At 71.0% G+C, this 17,614-nt stretch carries 13 protein-coding genes; 11 read left to right on the plus strand and 2 right to left on the minus strand.

Annotated elements, in window-relative coordinates; translation table 11 throughout:
- Nucleotides 1–291: 291 nt before the first annotated feature.
- From cobT to PV679_RS34535, 9 genes are all read left to right on the plus strand, one after another.
- Nucleotides 292–1,371 carry a nicotinate-nucleotide--dimethylbenzimidazole phosphoribosyltransferase gene (gene cobT / locus PV679_RS34495; protein ID WP_416069863.1) on the plus strand — a complete coding sequence of 360 codons (1,080 nt, stop codon included), beginning with the start codon at nucleotides 292–294 and terminating at the stop codon, nucleotides 1,369–1,371.
- Between the two features lie 73 nt (nucleotides 1,372–1,444).
- Entirely contained in the window at nucleotides 1,445–3,229 is a 1,785-nt protein-coding gene (locus tag PV679_RS34500; protein WP_319685082.1) for a phosphatidylglycerol lysyltransferase domain-containing protein, read from the plus strand.
- A gap of 128 nt (nucleotides 3,230–3,357) precedes the next feature.
- Nucleotides 3,358–4,182 (plus strand): adenosylcobinamide-GDP ribazoletransferase, encoded by an 825-nt coding sequence (locus PV679_RS34505; RefSeq protein ID WP_319685084.1) that lies wholly within the window; start codon nucleotides 3,358–3,360, stop codon nucleotides 4,180–4,182.
- 223 nt (nucleotides 4,183–4,405) lie between these two features.
- On the plus strand, nucleotides 4,406–5,932 hold the full coding sequence (locus PV679_RS34510; protein WP_319685085.1) for a leucyl aminopeptidase: 1,527 nt from the start codon (nucleotides 4,406–4,408) through the stop codon (nucleotides 5,930–5,932).
- A 579-nt stretch (nucleotides 5,933–6,511) separates the two neighbouring features.
- The gene (gene lpdA, locus PV679_RS34515; RefSeq protein ID WP_319685087.1) at nucleotides 6,512–7,900 is read left to right on the plus strand and encodes a dihydrolipoyl dehydrogenase; all 1,389 of its coding nucleotides are present in this window, start codon (nucleotides 6,512–6,514) and stop codon (nucleotides 7,898–7,900) included.
- A gap of 52 nt (nucleotides 7,901–7,952) precedes the next feature.
- Entirely contained in the window at nucleotides 7,953–9,737 is a 1,785-nt protein-coding gene (sucB, locus tag PV679_RS34520; protein ID WP_319685089.1) for a 2-oxoglutarate dehydrogenase, E2 component, dihydrolipoamide succinyltransferase, read from the plus strand.
- Nucleotides 9,738–9,858: 121 nt separating this feature from the next.
- Nucleotides 9,859–10,482 carry a GntR family transcriptional regulator gene (locus tag PV679_RS34525; RefSeq protein ID WP_319685091.1) on the plus strand — a complete coding sequence of 208 codons (624 nt, stop codon included), beginning with the start codon at nucleotides 9,859–9,861 and terminating at the stop codon, nucleotides 10,480–10,482.
- 216 nt (nucleotides 10,483–10,698) lie between these two features.
- Complete coding sequence (gene aceE, locus PV679_RS34530; protein WP_319685093.1) at nucleotides 10,699–13,380, plus strand: pyruvate dehydrogenase (acetyl-transferring), homodimeric type; 2,682 nt, start codon at nucleotides 10,699–10,701, stop codon at nucleotides 13,378–13,380.
- Between the two features lie 79 nt (nucleotides 13,381–13,459).
- Nucleotides 13,460–14,425: a helix-turn-helix transcriptional regulator gene (locus PV679_RS34535; protein WP_319685095.1), complete on the plus strand. Its 966-nt coding sequence runs from the start codon at nucleotides 13,460–13,462 to the stop codon at nucleotides 14,423–14,425.
- Between the two features lie 83 nt (nucleotides 14,426–14,508).
- Here the strand turns inward: PV679_RS34535 and PV679_RS34540 are convergent, their stop codons facing one another.
- A complete protein-coding gene (locus PV679_RS34540) occupies nucleotides 14,509–15,426 on the minus strand; it encodes an SDR family oxidoreductase (RefSeq protein WP_319685096.1) in 918 nt (305 codons plus the stop codon).
- A gap of 142 nt (nucleotides 15,427–15,568) precedes the next feature.
- Between PV679_RS34540 and PV679_RS34545 the strand changes: the two genes are divergently transcribed.
- Nucleotides 15,569–16,090 carry a DUF4240 domain-containing protein gene (locus tag PV679_RS34545; RefSeq protein ID WP_319685101.1) on the plus strand — a complete coding sequence of 174 codons (522 nt, stop codon included), beginning with the start codon at nucleotides 15,569–15,571 and terminating at the stop codon, nucleotides 16,088–16,090.
- A 7-nt stretch (nucleotides 16,091–16,097) separates the two neighbouring features.
- On the opposite strand, the gene PV679_RS34550 is transcribed toward PV679_RS34545, so the two are convergent.
- Entirely contained in the window at nucleotides 16,098–16,592 is a 495-nt protein-coding gene (locus PV679_RS34550; protein WP_319685098.1) for a GNAT family N-acetyltransferase, read from the minus strand.
- Nucleotides 16,593–16,627: 35 nt separating this feature from the next.
- Here PV679_RS34550 and PV679_RS34555 point away from each other — a divergent pair, with 35 nt between their 5' ends.
- Entirely contained in the window at nucleotides 16,628–17,521 is an 894-nt protein-coding gene (locus tag PV679_RS34555) for a TIGR01777 family oxidoreductase (RefSeq protein WP_319685103.1), read from the plus strand.
- Nucleotides 17,522–17,614 lie beyond the last annotated feature (93 nt).

A 17,614-nucleotide genomic window follows, 5' to 3' on the forward strand; every position in this document is an offset into this window, starting at 1 on the left:
GGGTGGTGGCGGGCGGTGAAGGGGGTCGTGCAGGGGTGGTGTCCGGGACGTAAAGCGTGATTTGTGGCGCACGACTACGAGTCACTCGGCAACCGGGCCGCACGCGCCGTAAATCATGCAGTCCAGGACACCACCGCGGAACGACACCCGGCCACAACCCGCACCGCACCACCGACCCGCACCCACAACGCACCGCACAAGCCCGCAACCCGCGCCGGAGGCGCACCGCAACCCCCGCCGGAGGCGACCCGCGCCCCGTTGGAGGTACACCGCGCCGGTACTGTTCGGCGAATGAGCTCGCTGAATCTCGACGACTTCTCCGATCTGATCGAGCGCCCGGACAGCGGTACGCGGCGTGACGCCGAGGAACGCCGGCAGCGGCTGGCCGTGCCGCCCGGTGCTCTCGGCCGTCTCGACGAGCTGGGCGAGTGGTTCTCGGCCGCGCAGGCGTCCGTGCCGGTCAAGGCCGTCCAGCAGCCGCGTGTCGTGCTGTTCGCCGGTGACCACGGCGTGGCCGCGCTCAATGTGTCGGGACGCCCGGCAGGCACCGCGTACGAGCTGGTCCGGGCCGTGCTGGAGGGCGCGAGCCCTGTCGCCGTGCTCGCTCGCCGGTCGGGCGTGCCGGTACGGATCATCGACGCCGGTCTGGACTGCGACCCGGAGCTGCTGCCCGAGGACGTCGTACGCCACCGGGTGCGCCGCGGCAGCGGCCGTATCGACATCGAGGACGCGCTGACCGCCGAGGAGGCCGAGCGGGCCGTACGGCTCGGCATGGCGATCGCCGACGAGGAGGCGGACTCCGGCACGGATCTCGTCGTGCTCGGGGATCTGAGCGTCGGCGGGACCACGCCCGCGTCCACTCTGATCGCCGCGCTGTGCGGTACGGACGCCTCCGTGGTCACCGGGCGCGGCGGCGCCGGTATCGACGATCTGGCGTGGATGCGCAAATGCGCCGCCGTCCGGGACTCGCTGCGCCGGGCGCGGCCCGTGCTCGGCGACCAGTTGGAGCTGCTGGCCGCGGTGGGCGGCGCCGATCTGGCCGCGATGACGGGCTTTCTGCTGCAGAGCGCCGTACGGCGGATGCCGGTGATCCTGGACGGTGTGGTCTCGGCGGCCTGCGCGCTGGTGGGTCAGCGGGCGGCGTTCCGGGCTCCCGACTGGTGGCTCGCGGGCCATGCGAGCGGGGAGCCGGCCCAGGCGAAGGCGCTGGACCGGATGGCACTGGAGCCGCTGCTCGACCAGGGCGTCACGGTCGGGGAGGGCGCGGGTGCGATGCTCGCGCTTCCGCTGGTCCAGGCCGCGGCGGCGCTCGCGGCCGAGCTGCCCGAGCGGTCCAAGGAGGAGACGGCCGCGGAGAACGGCATGGACTGACGCCTCGGGTGCGCTGCCACGGGCGGGCGCATCGGGCGACCATGAATCGGAATGCCCCCATATGATCACTTTTATGGGAGAAGTCCGTTTCGCCGCCGATCGATTGAGCCGGGGCACCGACCGCTCGCGGCGCAGTGCGGCATTCGCCGTCTGGTATCTGCGCGCGGTCGCGTTCATCAATTTGCTGAGCGCCGTCTGGCTCTCTCTGGGCCAGGATCTGCGGCGTCACAACACCGACAACTACTTCACCCCGTATCTGCTCACCGCGGGCTTCGCCTCCGGCGTCTTCACGCTCTTCCTGGCGATCACGATGCGTCGCCGCAAGCGCGCCGCCTGGATTCTCAATGTCTGTCTCGCCGGGCTCTTCCTGTCGCTGTTCGCGTTCATGATGGTTTTCCCGGAGATCAGGCGGTATCCGCAGAACTGGCTCTCGCTGGCGGTGACGGCGGGTTTTGTGTGCGCGCTGCTGCTCGGGCGCCGGGAGTTCTACGCGAAGGGCGACCGCTCCAACCCGAAGCTGGCCGCGGCCGTGGCGGTCAGCGGACTGCTGGCCGCCTCGCTGCTGGCCGGTCTGCTCGTCACCGTCACCAATACCGCGCACGGCGGCTCGGCCTTCGCGGAGCGCTGGCGCTACGGCGCGATGCGGCTGGTCTCGCTGGCCGGTGACGACGCCGGCTCTTCCGGGATCGCGGTGCCCGGCTGGGTCAATGTCGTCATCAATGTCCTCTCCACCGTGCTGCTGCTCGCGGTGCTGTACGCGGCCTTCCGCTCGCGCCGGGCCGTCGACCCGCTCACCGAGGAGGACGAGGCGAAGCTGCGCGTCCTGCTCGACAGGTACGGCGAGCGCGACTCCCTCGGCTACTTCGCGCTGCGCCGCGAGAAGAGCGTCGTATGGTCTCCGACCGCGAAGGCGGCCATCGCCTATCGCGTCGTCGACGGTGTCTCCCTGGCCTCCGGCGATCCGATCGGTGATCCGGAGGCCTGGCCGGGAGCGATCGGTCCCTGGCTCGCCGAGGCCCGGGAGCACGGCTGGATCCCGGCGGTCATGGGAGCGAGCGAGGAGGCCGGCACGGTCTACGCGCGGCACGGGCTCGACGCGCTGGAGCTGGGCGACGAAGCGATCGTGGAGACGGTCGAGTTCACGCTGGAGGGACGGGCGATGCGGACGGTGCGCCAGGCGTACAACCGGGTCGCGCGGGCCGGCTACCGGGTGCGTATCCGGCGTCACGAGGACATTCCCGCCGACGAGATGGCGGAGTTGCTGCGCCGCGCCGACGACTGGCGCGACGGCGCGACGGAGCGCGGCTTCTCGATGGCACTCGGACGGCTCGGCGATCCCGGCGACGGCGGCTGTGTGATGCTCGAATGCCGCCACGGCGGCGGGAAGCAGGCCGCCGAGGACGCCGGAGAACTGCGCGCGGTGCTGAGCTTCGTGCCCTGGGGCCCCAAGGGTCTCTCGCTCGACCTGATGCGCCGTGACCGGGACGCCGAGAACGGTCTGATGGAATTCATGGTCATCGAACTCCTCCAGCGCGCCGAGGAGATCGGGATCAAGCAGGTCTCGCTCAACTTCGCGATGTTCCGCTCGGTCTTCGAGCGGGGCGGAAAACTGGGCGCCGGGCCGGTGCTCCGGCTGTGGCGTTCGCTGCTCAGCTTCTTCTCGCGCTGGTGGCAGATCGAGTCGCTCTACCGCGCCAACGCCAAGTACCGGCCCATTTGGGAGCCCCGTTTCCTGCTCTTCGAGAAGAGCGCCGACCTGCTGCGCATCGGCCTCGCGGCGGGCCGCGCGGAAGGCTTTCTGGAGGCGCCGGGCCTGCCCGGCTGGCTGCACCGCAGACGGCTGGAGACGCGACGCTGATCACAGGCCGCGGCGCGGCCAACGGCCTTCGCGGTCACGGCTGTTGAGCGCGGTGACCGGTGCGGTTCGCGGCCGGTGCGGTCCTGGGCCCGCGTCGCCGGTGCGCCGTCCGGGCTACCCTTCGCGCGATGAACCCCACAGACGGCACGACGGACGGCACCGCGGACCGGGCCGGCCGGGCCTCGGCGGCCGACGGCATACGTTTCGCCTTCGGCACGCTCACCGTGCTGCCGGTCCGCCTGACGCGCTGGGACCGCGGCGCGGCGCGGGCCGGGATGCTGGCCGCGCCGCTGGCCGGAGTGGTGGTGGGCCTGTGCGCGGCGGCCGCCGGTGGTCTGCTGCTGCTCGCGGGCTCCGCGCCGGCGTTCGCGGCGGTGGTCTCGGTGGCCGTGCCCGCGGTCCTCACACGCGGTCTGCATCTCGACGGTCTCGCCGACACCGCGGACGGCCTCGGCAGCGGGAAACCGGCCGAGGACGCGCTGCGGATCATGAAGCGGTCCGACATCGGTCCGTTCGGCGTGGTCACGCTGGTGCTGGTGCTGGCGGCTCAGATCGCGGCGGTCTCGGAACTGTACGGAGCGGGCTGGACGCGTGGCGCGGTGGCGGTGGTCCTCGCCGCGGTCACGGCGCGCCTGGCGCTCACTCTCGCCTGCCGAAGCGGCGTACTCGCGGCCCGGCCCGACGGGCTGGGAGCCGCGGTGGCGGGCGCGGTGCCGATACGGGCGGCGGTGGCCGCGGCGCTGCTGGTCACGGCGGCCGGCGCGGCGGCGGGCGCGGTCCACGGGCTCTCCGGCGCCGTGCACCACGCGGCCGCGGTGCTCGCGGGTCTGGGCGCGGCGGAGTCGTTGCTGCGCCACTGTGTGCGCCGCTTCGGCGGGGTCACCGGCGATGTGTTCGGGGCGCTCGCGGAGACGGCGGCGACCGTGGCCCTGGCCGCGCTGACGCTGGGCTAAGGGCTGTCCCGTCATCCCCGGCGGGCGCCACCGGACACGTACCGGCTGCCGCAAAGGCGGAAAAGACGCCCATGGATGGCCGAACCGCCGCCGCTGTGAGCGCCGCACATTACCGAGCGTAGGCTCATTCCCGCCGCCCTTCGGGCCGAATTACGATGCGGCGGGCACGGTCGGCCCACCCCTCGGCCGCCAAGAACCTCTACGGAAGCGAGATTTCACCACCGTGACTGCTCTCACTCTCAGCACTGCCGGCGCTGCGACGCTGCGCGCCGACGCGATCGTCGTCGGGGTCGCGAAGGGCGCCAGAGGACCGGTTGTCGCGCCGGGCGCCGAGGCCGTGGACAAGGCGTTCGACGGAAAGCTCGCCGCCATCCTGGAGACCCTCGGCAGCACGGGCGCCGAGGGCGAGGTGACCAAGCTGCCCGCGCCGTCCGGCCTGAAGGCGCCGGTCGTCCTCGCTGTCGGGCTCGGCCCGGTCCCGGCCAAGGGCGAGGCGTACGCCTCCGAGCCGCTGCGCCGTGCCGCCGGCACCGCCGCGCGTGCGCTGTCCGGCACCAAGAAGGCCGGCTTCGCGCTGCCCGTCGACGAGACCGGGGACATCGAGGCCGTCACCGAGGGCGCGCTCCTCGGCGCGTACGCCTTCACCGCGTACCTGGGCGGCGAGAAGAACGCGAAGAAGGGCGACAACGGCCCGAAGCTGCCGCTCGCCGAGATCGCGCTGCTCGGCGCCAAGCCGCGTGACAAGGCGCACAAGGCCGCGGCCGACCGCGCCATCGCGCTGACCGAGGAGATCAACCGCGCCCGCGATCTGATCAACACCCCGCCGAACGACCTCACGCCCGAGGCCTTCGCCGCCGTGGCCACCGCCGCCGGCAAGGAGAACGGCATCAAGGTGCAGGTCCTCGACGAGAAGGCGCTCGCCAAGGGCGGCTACGGCGGCATCCTCGGCGTCGGCCAGGGCTCGGCCACTCCGCCGCGCCTGGTCAGGCTCGCCTACACGCATCCTCAGGCGGAGAAGACCCTCGCCCTTGTCGGCAAGGGCATCACCTACGACTCGGGCGGCATCTCGCTGAAGCCGGCCGGTCACAACGAGACGATGAAGTGCGACATGAGCGGCGCCGCCGCGGTGTTCGCCGCCGTCGTCGCGGCCGCCCGCCTCGGCCTGCGCGTCAATGTCACCGGCTGGCTGGCCCTGGCGGAGAACATGCCGTCCGGCGCCGCCACCCGGCCCGGTGACGTGCTGCGCATGTACAGCGGCAAGACCGTCGAGGTGCTCAACACCGACGCCGAGGGCCGGCTCGTGCTGGCCGACGCGATCACCCGTGCCTCCGAGGAGAAGCCGGACGTGATCGTCGACGTGGCGACCCTGACCGGCGCGATGGTGCTGGCGCTGGGCAACCGCACCTTCGGCATCATGTCGAACGACGACGCGTTCCGTACGTCCGTCCATGAGATCGCCGGAGAGGTCGGAGAGGCGTCCTGGCCGATGCCGCTCCCCGCCGACCTGCGCAAGGGCATGGACTCTCCCATCGCGGACATCGCCAACATGGGCGAGCGGATGGGCGGCGGGCTGGTCGCCGGACTCTTCCTGAAGGAGTTCGTCGGCGAGGGCATCACCTGGGCCCACCTGGACATCGCGGGACCGGCCTTCCACGAGGGCGCTCCGTACGGCTACACACCCAAGGGCGGCACCGGCTCCGCGATCCGCACCCTGGTGAAGCTGGCCGAGCGCACGGCGGTCTCCGCCTAGGCCCTGTCTGACTCATCCCGCCTGGCCTGCGACGCCTGGCACGCACGCTCACCGCGTTGTCGGAGTCATCCGAGTACGTCCAGTACACGGATGATCCTCCGCCTTGGGACCGCACGCACCAGACGTCGCAGGCCCCGCCCTCCGGGCGGACGGCGCCATGTGTCAGACACGTCCCAGGCCCTGTCCTTCCAGGACTTCAGGACCGGGTCCTGCCTGGAAAGGGCCATCCGCTCCAGGGCCCGGTTCGTCTTCGGCGCCGGAGACGAACCGGGCCGGGTCCCGGAAACAACAGAAAACACGGGAATGGCTCGTCTGGACCGGGTGTTTTCCGGCCCGGGAGGGGCTCACGATTGCGCCCGTGACGAAATACATACGTTCGTACGCTGCGGTAACCCATCAGAGTGAGCCGAGCCCTGTCTCAGACCGCAGCCCCGCGTCCCGCCGCCCGCCGACAAGTGCGAAGATGGGTTCTCGGCAGGACAGGGCCCCCACCACAGGGCCGAAGAAACAGCGGCCGAACACCAGCCGCCGCCCGGTCATCGCAGACCGCGCCCGGCGCACATGCATGGAGGACGTGACGTGGCGAACGACGCCAGCACCGTTTTCGACCTAGTGATCCTCGGCGGCGGTAGCGGCGGTTACGCCGCGGCGCTGCGCGGAGCGCAGCTGGGCCTGGACGTCGCCCTGATCGAGAAGAACAAGCTGGGCGGCACCTGCCTGCACATGGGCTGCATCCCCACCAAGGCCCTGCTCCACGCCGGTGAGATCGCCGACCAGGCGCGCGAGGCCGGACAGTTCGGTGTCAAGACCACTTTCGAGGGCATCGACATCGCGGCCGTCCACAAGTACAAGGACGACGTGATCTCGGGCCTCTACAAGGGCCTCCAGGGTCTGGTCGCCTCACGCAAGGTGCACTACATCGAGGGTGAGGGCCGTCTCTCCTCGCCGACCTCGGTCGATGTGAACGGCCAGCGCATCCAGGGCCGTCATGTCCTGCTCGCGACCGGTTCCGTACCGAAGTCGCTGCCCGGTCTGGAGATCGACGGCAACCGCGTCATCTCCTCGGACCACGCGCTGAAGCTGGACCGCGTCCCGAAGTCCGCGATCATCCTCGGCGGCGGCGTCATCGGCGTCGAGTTCGCCTCGGCGTGGAAGTCCTTCGGCACCGACGTCACGATCGTCGAGGGCCTGAAGCACCTCGTCCCGGTCGAGGACGAGAACAGCTCCAAGCTCCTGGAGCGCTCCTTCCGCAAGCGCGGCATCAAGTTCAACCTCGGCACGTTCTTCGACAAGGCCGAGTACACCCAGGACGGTGTCCGCGTCACGCTGGCCGACGGCAAGACCTTCGAGGCGGAGGTGCTGCTGGTCGCGATCGGCCGCGGCCCGGTCTCGCAGGGCCTCGGCTACGAGGAGCAGGGCGTCACGCTGAACCGCGGCTATGTCCTCGTCGACGAGTACATGCGTACGAACGTGGAGACCATCTCGGCGGTCGGTGACCTCGTCCCGACCCTCCAGCTCGCCCATGTCGGCTTCGCCGAGGGCATCCTGGTCGCCGAGCGGCTGGCCGGTCTGCCCACCGTGCCGATCGACTACGACGGCGTGCCCCGGGTGACGTACTGCCACCCCGAGGTCGCCTCCGTCGGTATCACCGAGGCCAAGGCCAAGGAGATCTACGGTGCGGACAAGGTCGTCGCGCTGAAGTACAACCTCGCGGGCAACGGAAAGAGCAAGATCCTGAAGACCGCGGGCGAGATCAAGCTCGTCCAGGTCAAGGACGGCGCCGTGGTCGGCGTCCACATGGTCGGTGACCGTATGGGCGAGCAGGTCGGCGAAGCTCAGCTCATCTACAACTGGGAGGCTCTGCCGGCCGAGGTCGCGCAGCTCATCCACGCGCACCCGACCCAGAGCGAAGCGCTCGGCGAGGCCCACCTGGCCCTGGCCGGCAAGCCCCTGCACTCCCACGACTGATTCAGTCCGGGCGACGACCACTACCGCACATTCGTTAGGAGCAACTGAAACCATGGCGGTTTCCGTAACCCTGCCGGCGCTCGGCGAGAGCGTCACCGAGGGCACTGTCACTCGCTGGCTGAAGGCCGAGGGCGAGCGCGTCGAGGCCGACGAGCCGCTGCTGGAGGTCTCCACCGACAAGGTCGACACCGAGATCCCGGCCCCCGCCGCCGGTGTGCTCGCGTCCATCAAGGTCGCCGAGGACGAGACCGTGGAGGTCGGCGCCGAGCTGGCCGTCATCGACGACGGAGCGGGCGCGCCCGCTCCCGCCGCGGCTCCCGCGGCCGAGCCGGCGCCGGTCCAGCAGGCGCCCGCCGCGGCGCCCGTGGCCGCTCCGTCCACCGAGACCGTGGCACCGGCTCCGGCGCCCACCGCCGAGGCGGCGTCCGGCGGCGGTTCCGCCGAGGGCACCGAAGTGGTCCTGCCGGCGCTCGGCGAGAGCGTCACCGAGGGCACCGTCACCCGCTGGCTGAAGGAGGTCGGTGAGTCGGTCGAGGCCGACGAGCCGCTGCTGGAGGTCTCCACCGACAAGGTCGACACCGAGATCCCCGCCCCGGTCTCGGGCGTGCTGCTCCAGATCGTCGTCGGCGAGGACGAGACCGCCGAGGTCGGCGCCAAGCTCGCGATCATCGGCGCACCGGGTGCGGCACCGGCGGCCGCTCCCGCCGCGCCCGCGCCCGTCCCGGCGCAGGAGGCTCCGAAGGCCCCGGCTCCCGCTCCGGCGCCACAGCCCGCCGCTCCCGCTCCCGCCCCGCAGGCGGCAGCGCCGGCACCGGTGGCTCCCGCCCCGGCACCGGCCGCGCCCGCTCCGGTCCAGCCCGCCGCTCCGGCACCGGCACCCGCCGCGACCGCCGGTGACGACGGCGCGTATGTCACGCCGCTGGTCCGCAAGCTCGCCGCGGAGAACGGTGTCGAGCTGGGCTCCGTCAAGGGCACCGGCGTCGGCGGCCGTATCCGCAAGCAGGACGTCATCGCCGCCGCCGAGGCAGCCGCGGCGGCCGCCAGGGCAGCCGCTCCGGCACCTGCCGCCGCTCCCGCCGCCGCTCCTCGGGCGCCGAAGCTGGAGACGTCGCCGCTGCGCGGTCAGACCGTCAAGATGACCCGGATGCGCAAGGTCATCGGCGACAACATGATGAAGGCGCTGCACACGCAGGCCCAGCTCACCTCGGTGGTCGAGGTGGACGTCACCAAGCTGATGCGTCTGCGGGCCAAGGCCAAGGACGCGTTCGCCGCCCGTGAGGGCGTCAAGCTCTCGCCGATGCCGTTCTTCGTCAAGGCGGCGGCCCAGGCGCTGAAGGCCCACCCGGTCATCAACGCCCGGATCAACGAGGACGAGGGCACGGTCACGTACTTCGACTCGGAGAACATCGGTATCGCGGTGGACTCCGAGAAGGGTCTGATGACGCCGGTCATCAAGGGCGCGGGCGACCTGAACATCGCCGGTATCTCCAAGAAGACCGCGGAGCTGGCGACCGCGGTCCGCGCCAGCAAGATCACTCCGGACGATCTGGCCGGTGCGACCTTCACCATCAGCAACACCGGTTCGCGCGGCGCGCTGTTCGACACGATCATCGTGCCTCCGAACCAGGTCGCGATCCTCGGTATCGGTGCCACCGTCCGCCGCCCGGTCGTCGTCAACCACCCGGATCTGGGCGAGACCATCGCCATCCGCGACATGACGTATGTCGCGCTCTCCTATGACCACCGGCTGGTGGACGGCGCGGACGCCGCCCGCTATCTGACGGCCGTCAAGGCGATCCTGGAGGCCGGCGAGTTCGAGGTGGAGCTCGGCCTCTAAGACCTTCACCAAGGCATCTGAAGGCACTCTGTACGGCAACGGCGCCCCCGTCCGGATCTCCTCCGGGCGGGGGCGCCGCCGTATCGTCTATCCATCGCCCGCTGCCCCAGAGGAGCGCTTCATGACCACGCCCGTCGTCCACTCGCTGCGCGAACAGATCCGCGAGCACATCGTGGAGGGGATCGTCAGCGGCCGCTGGAAGCCGGGCGAGCGGATCGTCGAGCGGCGGATCGCGACCGAACTCCAGGTCAGCCAGACCCCGGTCCGTGAGGCGCTGCGCGAGCTGGAGAGTCTTCGGCTGATCGAGTCGGCGCCGAACAAGGGCGTACGGGTGCGGAATCTGACCGCGGCCGATCTTGAGGAGAGCTATCCGGTCCGGGCCGGCCTGGAGCAGATCGCCGCCGAGCTGGCCGCCGAGCGGCTGGCCGCCGACTGTTCGGCGCTGGAATCGCAGGTGACGGCGTTGTACGGGGCGGACAGCAGAACGGACGGGACGGCGCAGGTGCGCCATACGGTGGCCTTCCATCGGGAGCTGGTGCGGGCGGCCGGGAACGGCGTTCTGCTGCACACCTGGGAGGGGCTGGGCATCGAGGTCTTCACCGCGCTGTCGATCCGCTGGCTGGGAACGGTGCAGCAGTCGTACGCCGAGGAGCACCAGGAACTGGTCGAGGCCTTCCGGCGGCGCGATCCCGGCATCGGCGCACTGGTGAAGGATCATGTGCTCGGATGTGCGCCACGCGCCTGATTCATCCGTGATGGCCCGACTTGTCGCCCGTCACCCGGTGCCCCGTTCCACGGCACGGAATGCCAATTCCTCGGTATCGAGAAGTTTTTCCCTTCAACCCTTTGATCGATCATCGATCAGAGACTTACGATCGTTGGCGGACTGCACCCAGTCCGTCGCCCTGTCCTGCCAGACAAGGCTTTTCTCCACCCCCCTCCTGTCCGGAAGGCGGCGACCATGACCGACCCCGTAGGCAAACTCCCGAGTGAGCTCGATCAGCTCCCGGACCGTGACACCGAGGAGACCGCCGAGTGGGCGGCCTCCCTCGACGCCGTCACCGAACACGCGGGACCGCACCGCGCCGCGTATCTGCTGCGCCGCACCCACCAGCACGCAGGGGCCGCCGGGGTCCCGGTGCCGGCGCTGCTGGAGACCGACTATGTGAACACCATCCCCACCGCCGCCGAGCCCGCCTTCGACGGCGACGAGGCGATGGAGTCCCGGATCACCGCCTGGAACCGCTGGAACGCGGCGGCGATGGTCACCCGCGGCGCCCGCTACGGCGTCGGCGGCCACATCGCCACCTTCGCCTCGGCGGCCTGGCTGTACGAGACGGGCTTCAACCACTTCTTCCACGGCAAGGAGGGAGACGGCTCCGGCGACCAGCTCTACATCCAGGGCCACGCCTCTCCCGGTATCTACGCCCGCGCCTTCCTCGACGGACGGCTGAACGAGGCGGACCTGGACAACTTCCGCCAGGAGGCCGGCGGCCAGGGACTGCCCTCGTACCCGCACCCGCGGCGGCTGCCCTGGCTGTGGGAGTTCCCGACCGTCTCCATGGGCCTCGGCCCGCTCTCCGCGATCTACCAGGCGCGCTTCAACCGCTACCTGACGAACCGCGGCATCAAGGACACCTCCGCCTCGCACGTCTGGGCGTTCCTCGGCGACGGCGAGATGGACGAGCCGGAGTCGACGGCCGCACTCGCCCTCGCGTCCCGTGAGCGGCTGGACAATCTGACCTTCGTCATCAACTGCAATCTCCAGCGTCTCGACGGACCGGTCCGCGCCAACTTCAAGATCGTGCAGGAGCTGGAGGCCCAGTTCCGCGGCGCCGGCTGGAATGTCATCAAGTCGCTGTGGGGCTCCGCCTGGGACGAGCTGTTCGCCCTGGACACCACGGGCGCGCTGGTACGCCGGCTGCGCCAGGTGCCGGACGCGCAGTTCCAGACGTACGCGACCCGCGATGTCGCCTACATCCGCGAGCACTTCTTCGGAGCCGAGCCGGCCCTCGTCGAGCTGGCGAAGCTGCTGCCCGACGCGAAGATCGCCGAGTGTTTCTTCACCTCACGCGGCGGCCACGAGGCCCGCAAGGTGTACGCGGCCTACCGCGCGGCGCTGGCACACGAGGGCGCCCCGACCGTGATCCTCGCGCAGACCGTGAAGGGCTACACGCTCGGCGCCGGCTTCGAGTCGCGCAACGCCAACCACCAGATGAAGAAGCTCTCCGGCGAGCAGTTCCGCGCCATGCGGGACCTGCTCGAACTGCCGATTCCCGACTCGCGGCTGGACGACAGCCTGGTCCCGTACGGCCATCCCGGAGCCGACTCCCCCGAGGTGCGCTATCTCCAGGAGCGGCGCGCGGAGCTGGGCGGCCCCGCGCCGGCCCGCCGGGTGCACGCCGTCGCGCTGCCCCAGCCGTCCGAGAAGGCCTTCCAGACCGTCGCCAAGGGCTCGGGCTCGCAGCCGGTGGCGACGACCATGGCGTTCGTACGCCTGATGAAGGACCTGATGCGGGACAAGGAGACCGGCAGGCGCTGGGTCCCGATCGTCCCGGACGAGGCCCGCACCTTCGGTATGGAGGCGCTCTTCCCGTCCGCCGGCATCTACTCTCCGCTCGGCCAGACCTACGACCCGGTCGACCGCGACCAGCTTCTGTACTACAAGGAAGCCAAGGACGGGCAGATCCTCAACGAGGGCATCACCGAGGCCGGTTCGATGGCCGACTTCATCGCCGCGTCGACGTCGTACGCCACACACGGCGAGCCGATGCTGCCGTTCTACATCTTCTACTCGATGTTCGGCTGGCAGCGCACGGGCGACCAGATGTGGCAGCTCGCCGACCAGCTCGGCAAGGGCTTCATCGTCGGCGCCACCGCCGGCCGCACGACCCTGACGGGCGAGGGCCTCCAGCACGCGGACGGCCACTCGCACCTGATCGCGGCCACCAACCCGGCCTCGCTCAACTACGACCCGGCCTTCGCCTACGAGATCGCTGTGATCGTCAAGGACGGACTGCGGCGGATGTACGGCCACGCCGACCCGGCCGAGAACGAGAACGTCTTCTACTACCTGACGGTCTACAACGAGCCGATGCCGCAGCCCGCGATGCCGGAAGGCGTCGAGGAAGGCATCCTCAAGGGCCTGTACCGCTTCAAGGAGGCCGCTCCGGCGGCGCCCGACGCGCCCCGCGCGCAGCTCCTCGCGTCCGGGACGGCGATCCACTGGATCCTGGAGGCGCAGGAACTGCTCGCCGCCGACTGGGGAGTCAGCGCCGACGTCTGGTCCGCCACGTCCTGGGGCGAGCTGCGCCGGGACGCGCTGGCCGCCGACGAGGCGCTGCTGCGCGGCGAGGAGCGCGTGCCGTACGTGACGCGCGCGCTGTCCGGCGCGCCGGGCCCGGTCCTCGCCGTGAGCGACTGGATGCGCCAGGTCCCGGACCAGATCAGCCAGTGGGTCGAGCAGGACTACACCTCGCTCGGCACGGACGGCTTCGGGCTCTCGGACACCCGGGAGGCGGCCCGCCGCCACTTCGGTGTCGACGCCCGGTCGATCGTGATCGCCGTACTGGCGCAGCTCGCCCGCCGCGGCGAGGTCAAGCCGGAGCGGGTGGTCGAGGCCCGCGAGCGCTACGGCCGCTGAGCCGGGGCCAGTTGCGCGGGTACCGCCGCCGGGAGCCCCTGTCGCCTCGCGACAGGGGCTCCCCTGCATCATGGAAGGCATGCGCGCTGCCCGTCTGATCAAGATGGTTCTCCTGCTCCAGTCCAGGCCGTCCATGACCGGTGCCGACCTGGCCCGGGAGCTCGAAGTCTCCGAGCGGACCATCACCCGGGACGCCCAGGCGCTCTCCGAGGCCGGCGTCCCGGTCTACGCGGACCGGGGCAGGACCGGCGGCTACCGGCTGATCGGCGGCTACCACACGCGGCTGACCGGTCTGGCCCGTGGTGAGGCCGAGGCGCTGTTTCTCTCCGGTGTGCCGGGCGCGCTGCGGGAGATGGGGCTGGACGACATCTCGTCCGTCGCCCGCCTGAAGGTGTCCGCGGCGCTGCTGCCGTCTCTGCGGGACGCGCAGGACTCGGCCGCGCAGCGCTTCCATCTGGACGCCCCGGGCTGGTACCACGAGCCGGAGACGCCCGAGCTGCTGCCTGTCGTCGCCGAAGCGGTGTGGGGCGACCGGATGCTGTCCACGCGCTACCGGCGCCAGGGCGCCGACACGGAACGCGAGCTGGCCCCGTACGGTCTCGTGCTCAAGGCCGGTGTCTGGTATCTCTGCGCCTGCTCCCGAGGGACGTTCCGGGTCTACCGGATCGACCGGTTCGTCTCGGCGGAGCCTCTGCAGGAACGTTTCGTACGGGACGGTTCCTTCGATCTGCCGGGCTTCTGGGAGGCCCAGGCCGCCCAGTTCGCGCGCTCGCTGCTGCGTGCGCGGATCGTGGTGCGGCTCTCCGCGGACGGCGCCCGGCTGCTGCCGGGCGCCGTGGACCGCGCGGCCGCGCGCGAGGCGATCGAGGCGGCGGGCCCGGCGGACGAGCGCGGCGCGCTCACGGTGACGCTGGCGGTGGAGTCGGAGGAGGTCGCGTTCTCCCAGCTCCTTGTCCTGGGCCCGGAGGCGGAGGTCCTCGAACCGGCCTCGCTGCGCGACCGGTTCAGCGAGGCGGCGGCCCGGATGCGCGCGCTCTACACCTGACGCCGGTCCCCATGGCGGAGCCGTAACCACCGCCAACTCCCCCCCTTTGGCGGGCTGTTGACGACCCGGCGGCCGGACGGCGCCTACCGGTAGTCGTCGGCGGACGCGTCCTTCGCGCCGTTCGCGACGTCCTCGAAATACCTCCACGCGTCCGGGCGGCTGCCGTCCGCGTCGGTGAATCCGTACTCATGCGCGAGCTGCCCGCTGGAGAGCGACCGGCCGTTCCAGCGCTGCTTCTCCGGGTCCGTGGCCAGGGCCGCGACGGCCCGGCCGATGAGGAGCGGTGACTCGGAGATCGCGAAATGCGGGCTCTCGGCGATGGCGTCGCGCCAGTTCTCCTCGCGTACGCCGAAGTGGTCGAGCATCTGCTCGGAACGGAGGAAACCCGGAGTGATCGAGACCGCCGTACCGCCCACGTCCTTGAGGTCCTCGCCGAGCGTGAAGGCCATTCTGATCGGAGCGTTCTTCGCGAGGTCGTAGTAGTAGTTCTCCCGGAACGCCCTGTTCGACCTGGCCGTGCCGTCGGTGACCTCGACGACCAGTCCGCCCGGCCGGCGGATCAGCAGCGGAAGCGCGACGCTGCTGGTAATGGCATGGCTCTTGACGCCCAGCTCCAGCATCCGCAGCCCGCGGCCGAGCTCCGTCTCCCACATCTTCTTGCCGAACTCCACCAGGTGCTCACCGCCCCAGAGATCGTTGACCAGCACATCCAGCCGGCCATGATCCCGCTCAATCCGCCCGATCAGCGCGCGGACCCGCTCCGGCACGAGATGGTCGGTCGGTACGGCGATCCCCGCGCCACCCGCCGCCGTGACCAGCTCCGCCGTCTCCTCGATGGTCTCCGTGACCCGGCCGACCTCACTGACACCCTCCCGGGTCGTCCGCCCGGTCGCGTACACCGTCGCGCCGGCCGCGCCGAGCCCCACCGCGATCGCCCGGCCCGCGCCTCTGGTCGCTCCCGCGACAAGCGCGATCTTCCCTGTCAATGGCTTGGCCGCCATCCGTCACCTCCGTCATGCGTTCCTGCCGACCGGTCGACCGTCGCACGAAATGGCGACACCTTCTGTCCGGCATAAGAAACGCCCGGCGTTTCGTACGGCTCCGCGTGCGCGGCCCTCTCCCAAGCACGATGCTGGACCCGTGATGGACGAGACGGAGTTCTGGGAGATCATCGACAGCACTCGCGAGGCCGCCCAGGGCGATCCCGAGGAGCATGCCGATCTGCTGGTCGAGCGGCTGCTGCAGCTCGACCCGGACTCCGTACTGGACTTCGCGCGGCACTTCGAGTCGCGCTACAACCGCGCGTACCACTGGGATCTGTGGGGCGTGGCCACCGTGCTGCTCCACGGCGCGAGCGACGACGCCTTCGACTTCTTCCGCTGCTGGCTCATCGGCCAGGGCCGGGAGATCTTCGAGGGCACGCTGCACGACCCGGACAGCCTGGCCGAGCTGCTGGACGAGTTCGACGAGGATCTCGACGGGGACGGCGAGGAGCTGGGATACGCGGCCGACGAGGCGTACGAACAGCTCACCGGCGTGGTGGCACCCGACCTGGGAATCGCGACGCAGCCCGCGGAACCGGAGGGAACGCCGATCGACTTCGAGGACGACACGGCGCTGGCGGAACGGTTCCCGCGGCTCTGGGAGCGCTTCGGGAAGGAGTGAGCTCCACTCAGCCGGTCAGCGCGAGCCCCATGATCACGTCGTCGACGTACTCACCCTCCAGGCAGAACTCCTCCGGCAGGATCCCTTCGACGGCATAGCCTTCCGCCTCGTACAGCCTCCGCGCGGGAGTGTTGTGCCCCAGCACGCGCAGCGTCAGGCGCCGCGCGCCCTGGTTCCGCGCGTGCAGCGCCGCCGCGCGCAGCAGGGCGCGCGCCACACCGCGGCCGCGCGCCCACTCATGGACGGCCAGCCCCTGTATCTGCCGTACATGCCCGTTGCTGGCGAGCGGAGTGGGCCGCCCCACCCGGATATAGCCGACGATCCGGTCGTCGGCCTCGGCGACCAGGAACTCCTCGACCCGGTGCCGCGCGTCGAAGAACGGCCCGAAGGGCGGCAGCGGTCTCGGCGTCACGGCGTGCAGCGGTGACCACGTCTCCCGGTCGAGTGCGCCCAGGGCTCCGTCGTCCGAGCGGAGTGCGGGACGTATCTGCGGTTCGGACATGGCGCAACTGTGCCATGAGGGCTCACCGGGGCAGGATGGAGGCCATGAGGATCGCGGTCACCGGCTCCACCGGGCTCATTGGTTCGGCTCTTGTACGCTCCCTGCGCGCGGACGGACACGAGGTGCTGCGCCTGGTGCGCCGGAGCCCACGCTCCGGCGACGAGGTGGAATGGGATCCCGTACGGCAGTACGTCGACGCGCGCGGCCTCAGCGGCTGCGAGGCCGTCGTCCACCTCGCGGGCGCGGGTATCGGCGACCGCCGCTGGACCGAGGCGTACAAGAAGGAGATCCGCGACAGCCGGCTCCTCGGCACGGCCGCGATCGCGGAGGCCGTCGCTTCGCTCGGTGAACAGCCCCGGGTGTTCGTGTCCGGATCCGCCGTCGGTTTCTACGGCGACACCGGCGACCGGGCGGTGGACGAGAACGCGCCGCCCGGCGACGGCTTCCTTCCGTCGCTCTGCGTCGAATGGGAGGAGGCGGCCGCGGCCGCGGAAGAGGCGGGCGTACGAACGGTGTTCGCCAGGACCGGCCTCGTGGTCTCCCGCAAGGGCGGAGCCTGGGGGCGGCTCTTCCCGATCTTCCAGGCGGGCCTGGGCGGACGGCTCGGCTCGGGCCGGCAGTACTGGAGCTTCATCGCGCTGCACGACCATGTGGCGGCGCTGCGGCATCTGATCGACACGGAGTCGCTGGAGGGCCCGGTGAACCTCACGGCGCCGGAACCGGTCACCAACCGCGAGGTGACAGCGGCCATGGGCCGCGTCCTGCACCGCCCGACGCCGTTCCCGGTCCCGGCGCTGGCCTTGCGGCTGGCCCTGGGCGACCTGGCGGAGGACGTACTGGGCAGCCAACGCGTGGTACCGGCGCGCCTGTTGGAGTCGGGCTTTACGTTCGCGTTCCCGACGATCGACGAATCGATCCGAGCGACGTAGCGCCTCCGGCGGGGGTTGCGGGCTTGTTTGGGCGGGGCCCGGTGGTGCGGGTCGCCTCCGGCGGGGGTTGCGGTCCGGTCTGGGCGCGGGCCG

It is taken from the genome of Streptomyces sp. AK02-01A (genome assembly GCF_033795305.1).
Taxonomy (GTDB): domain Bacteria; phylum Actinomycetota; class Actinomycetes; order Streptomycetales; family Streptomycetaceae; genus Streptomyces.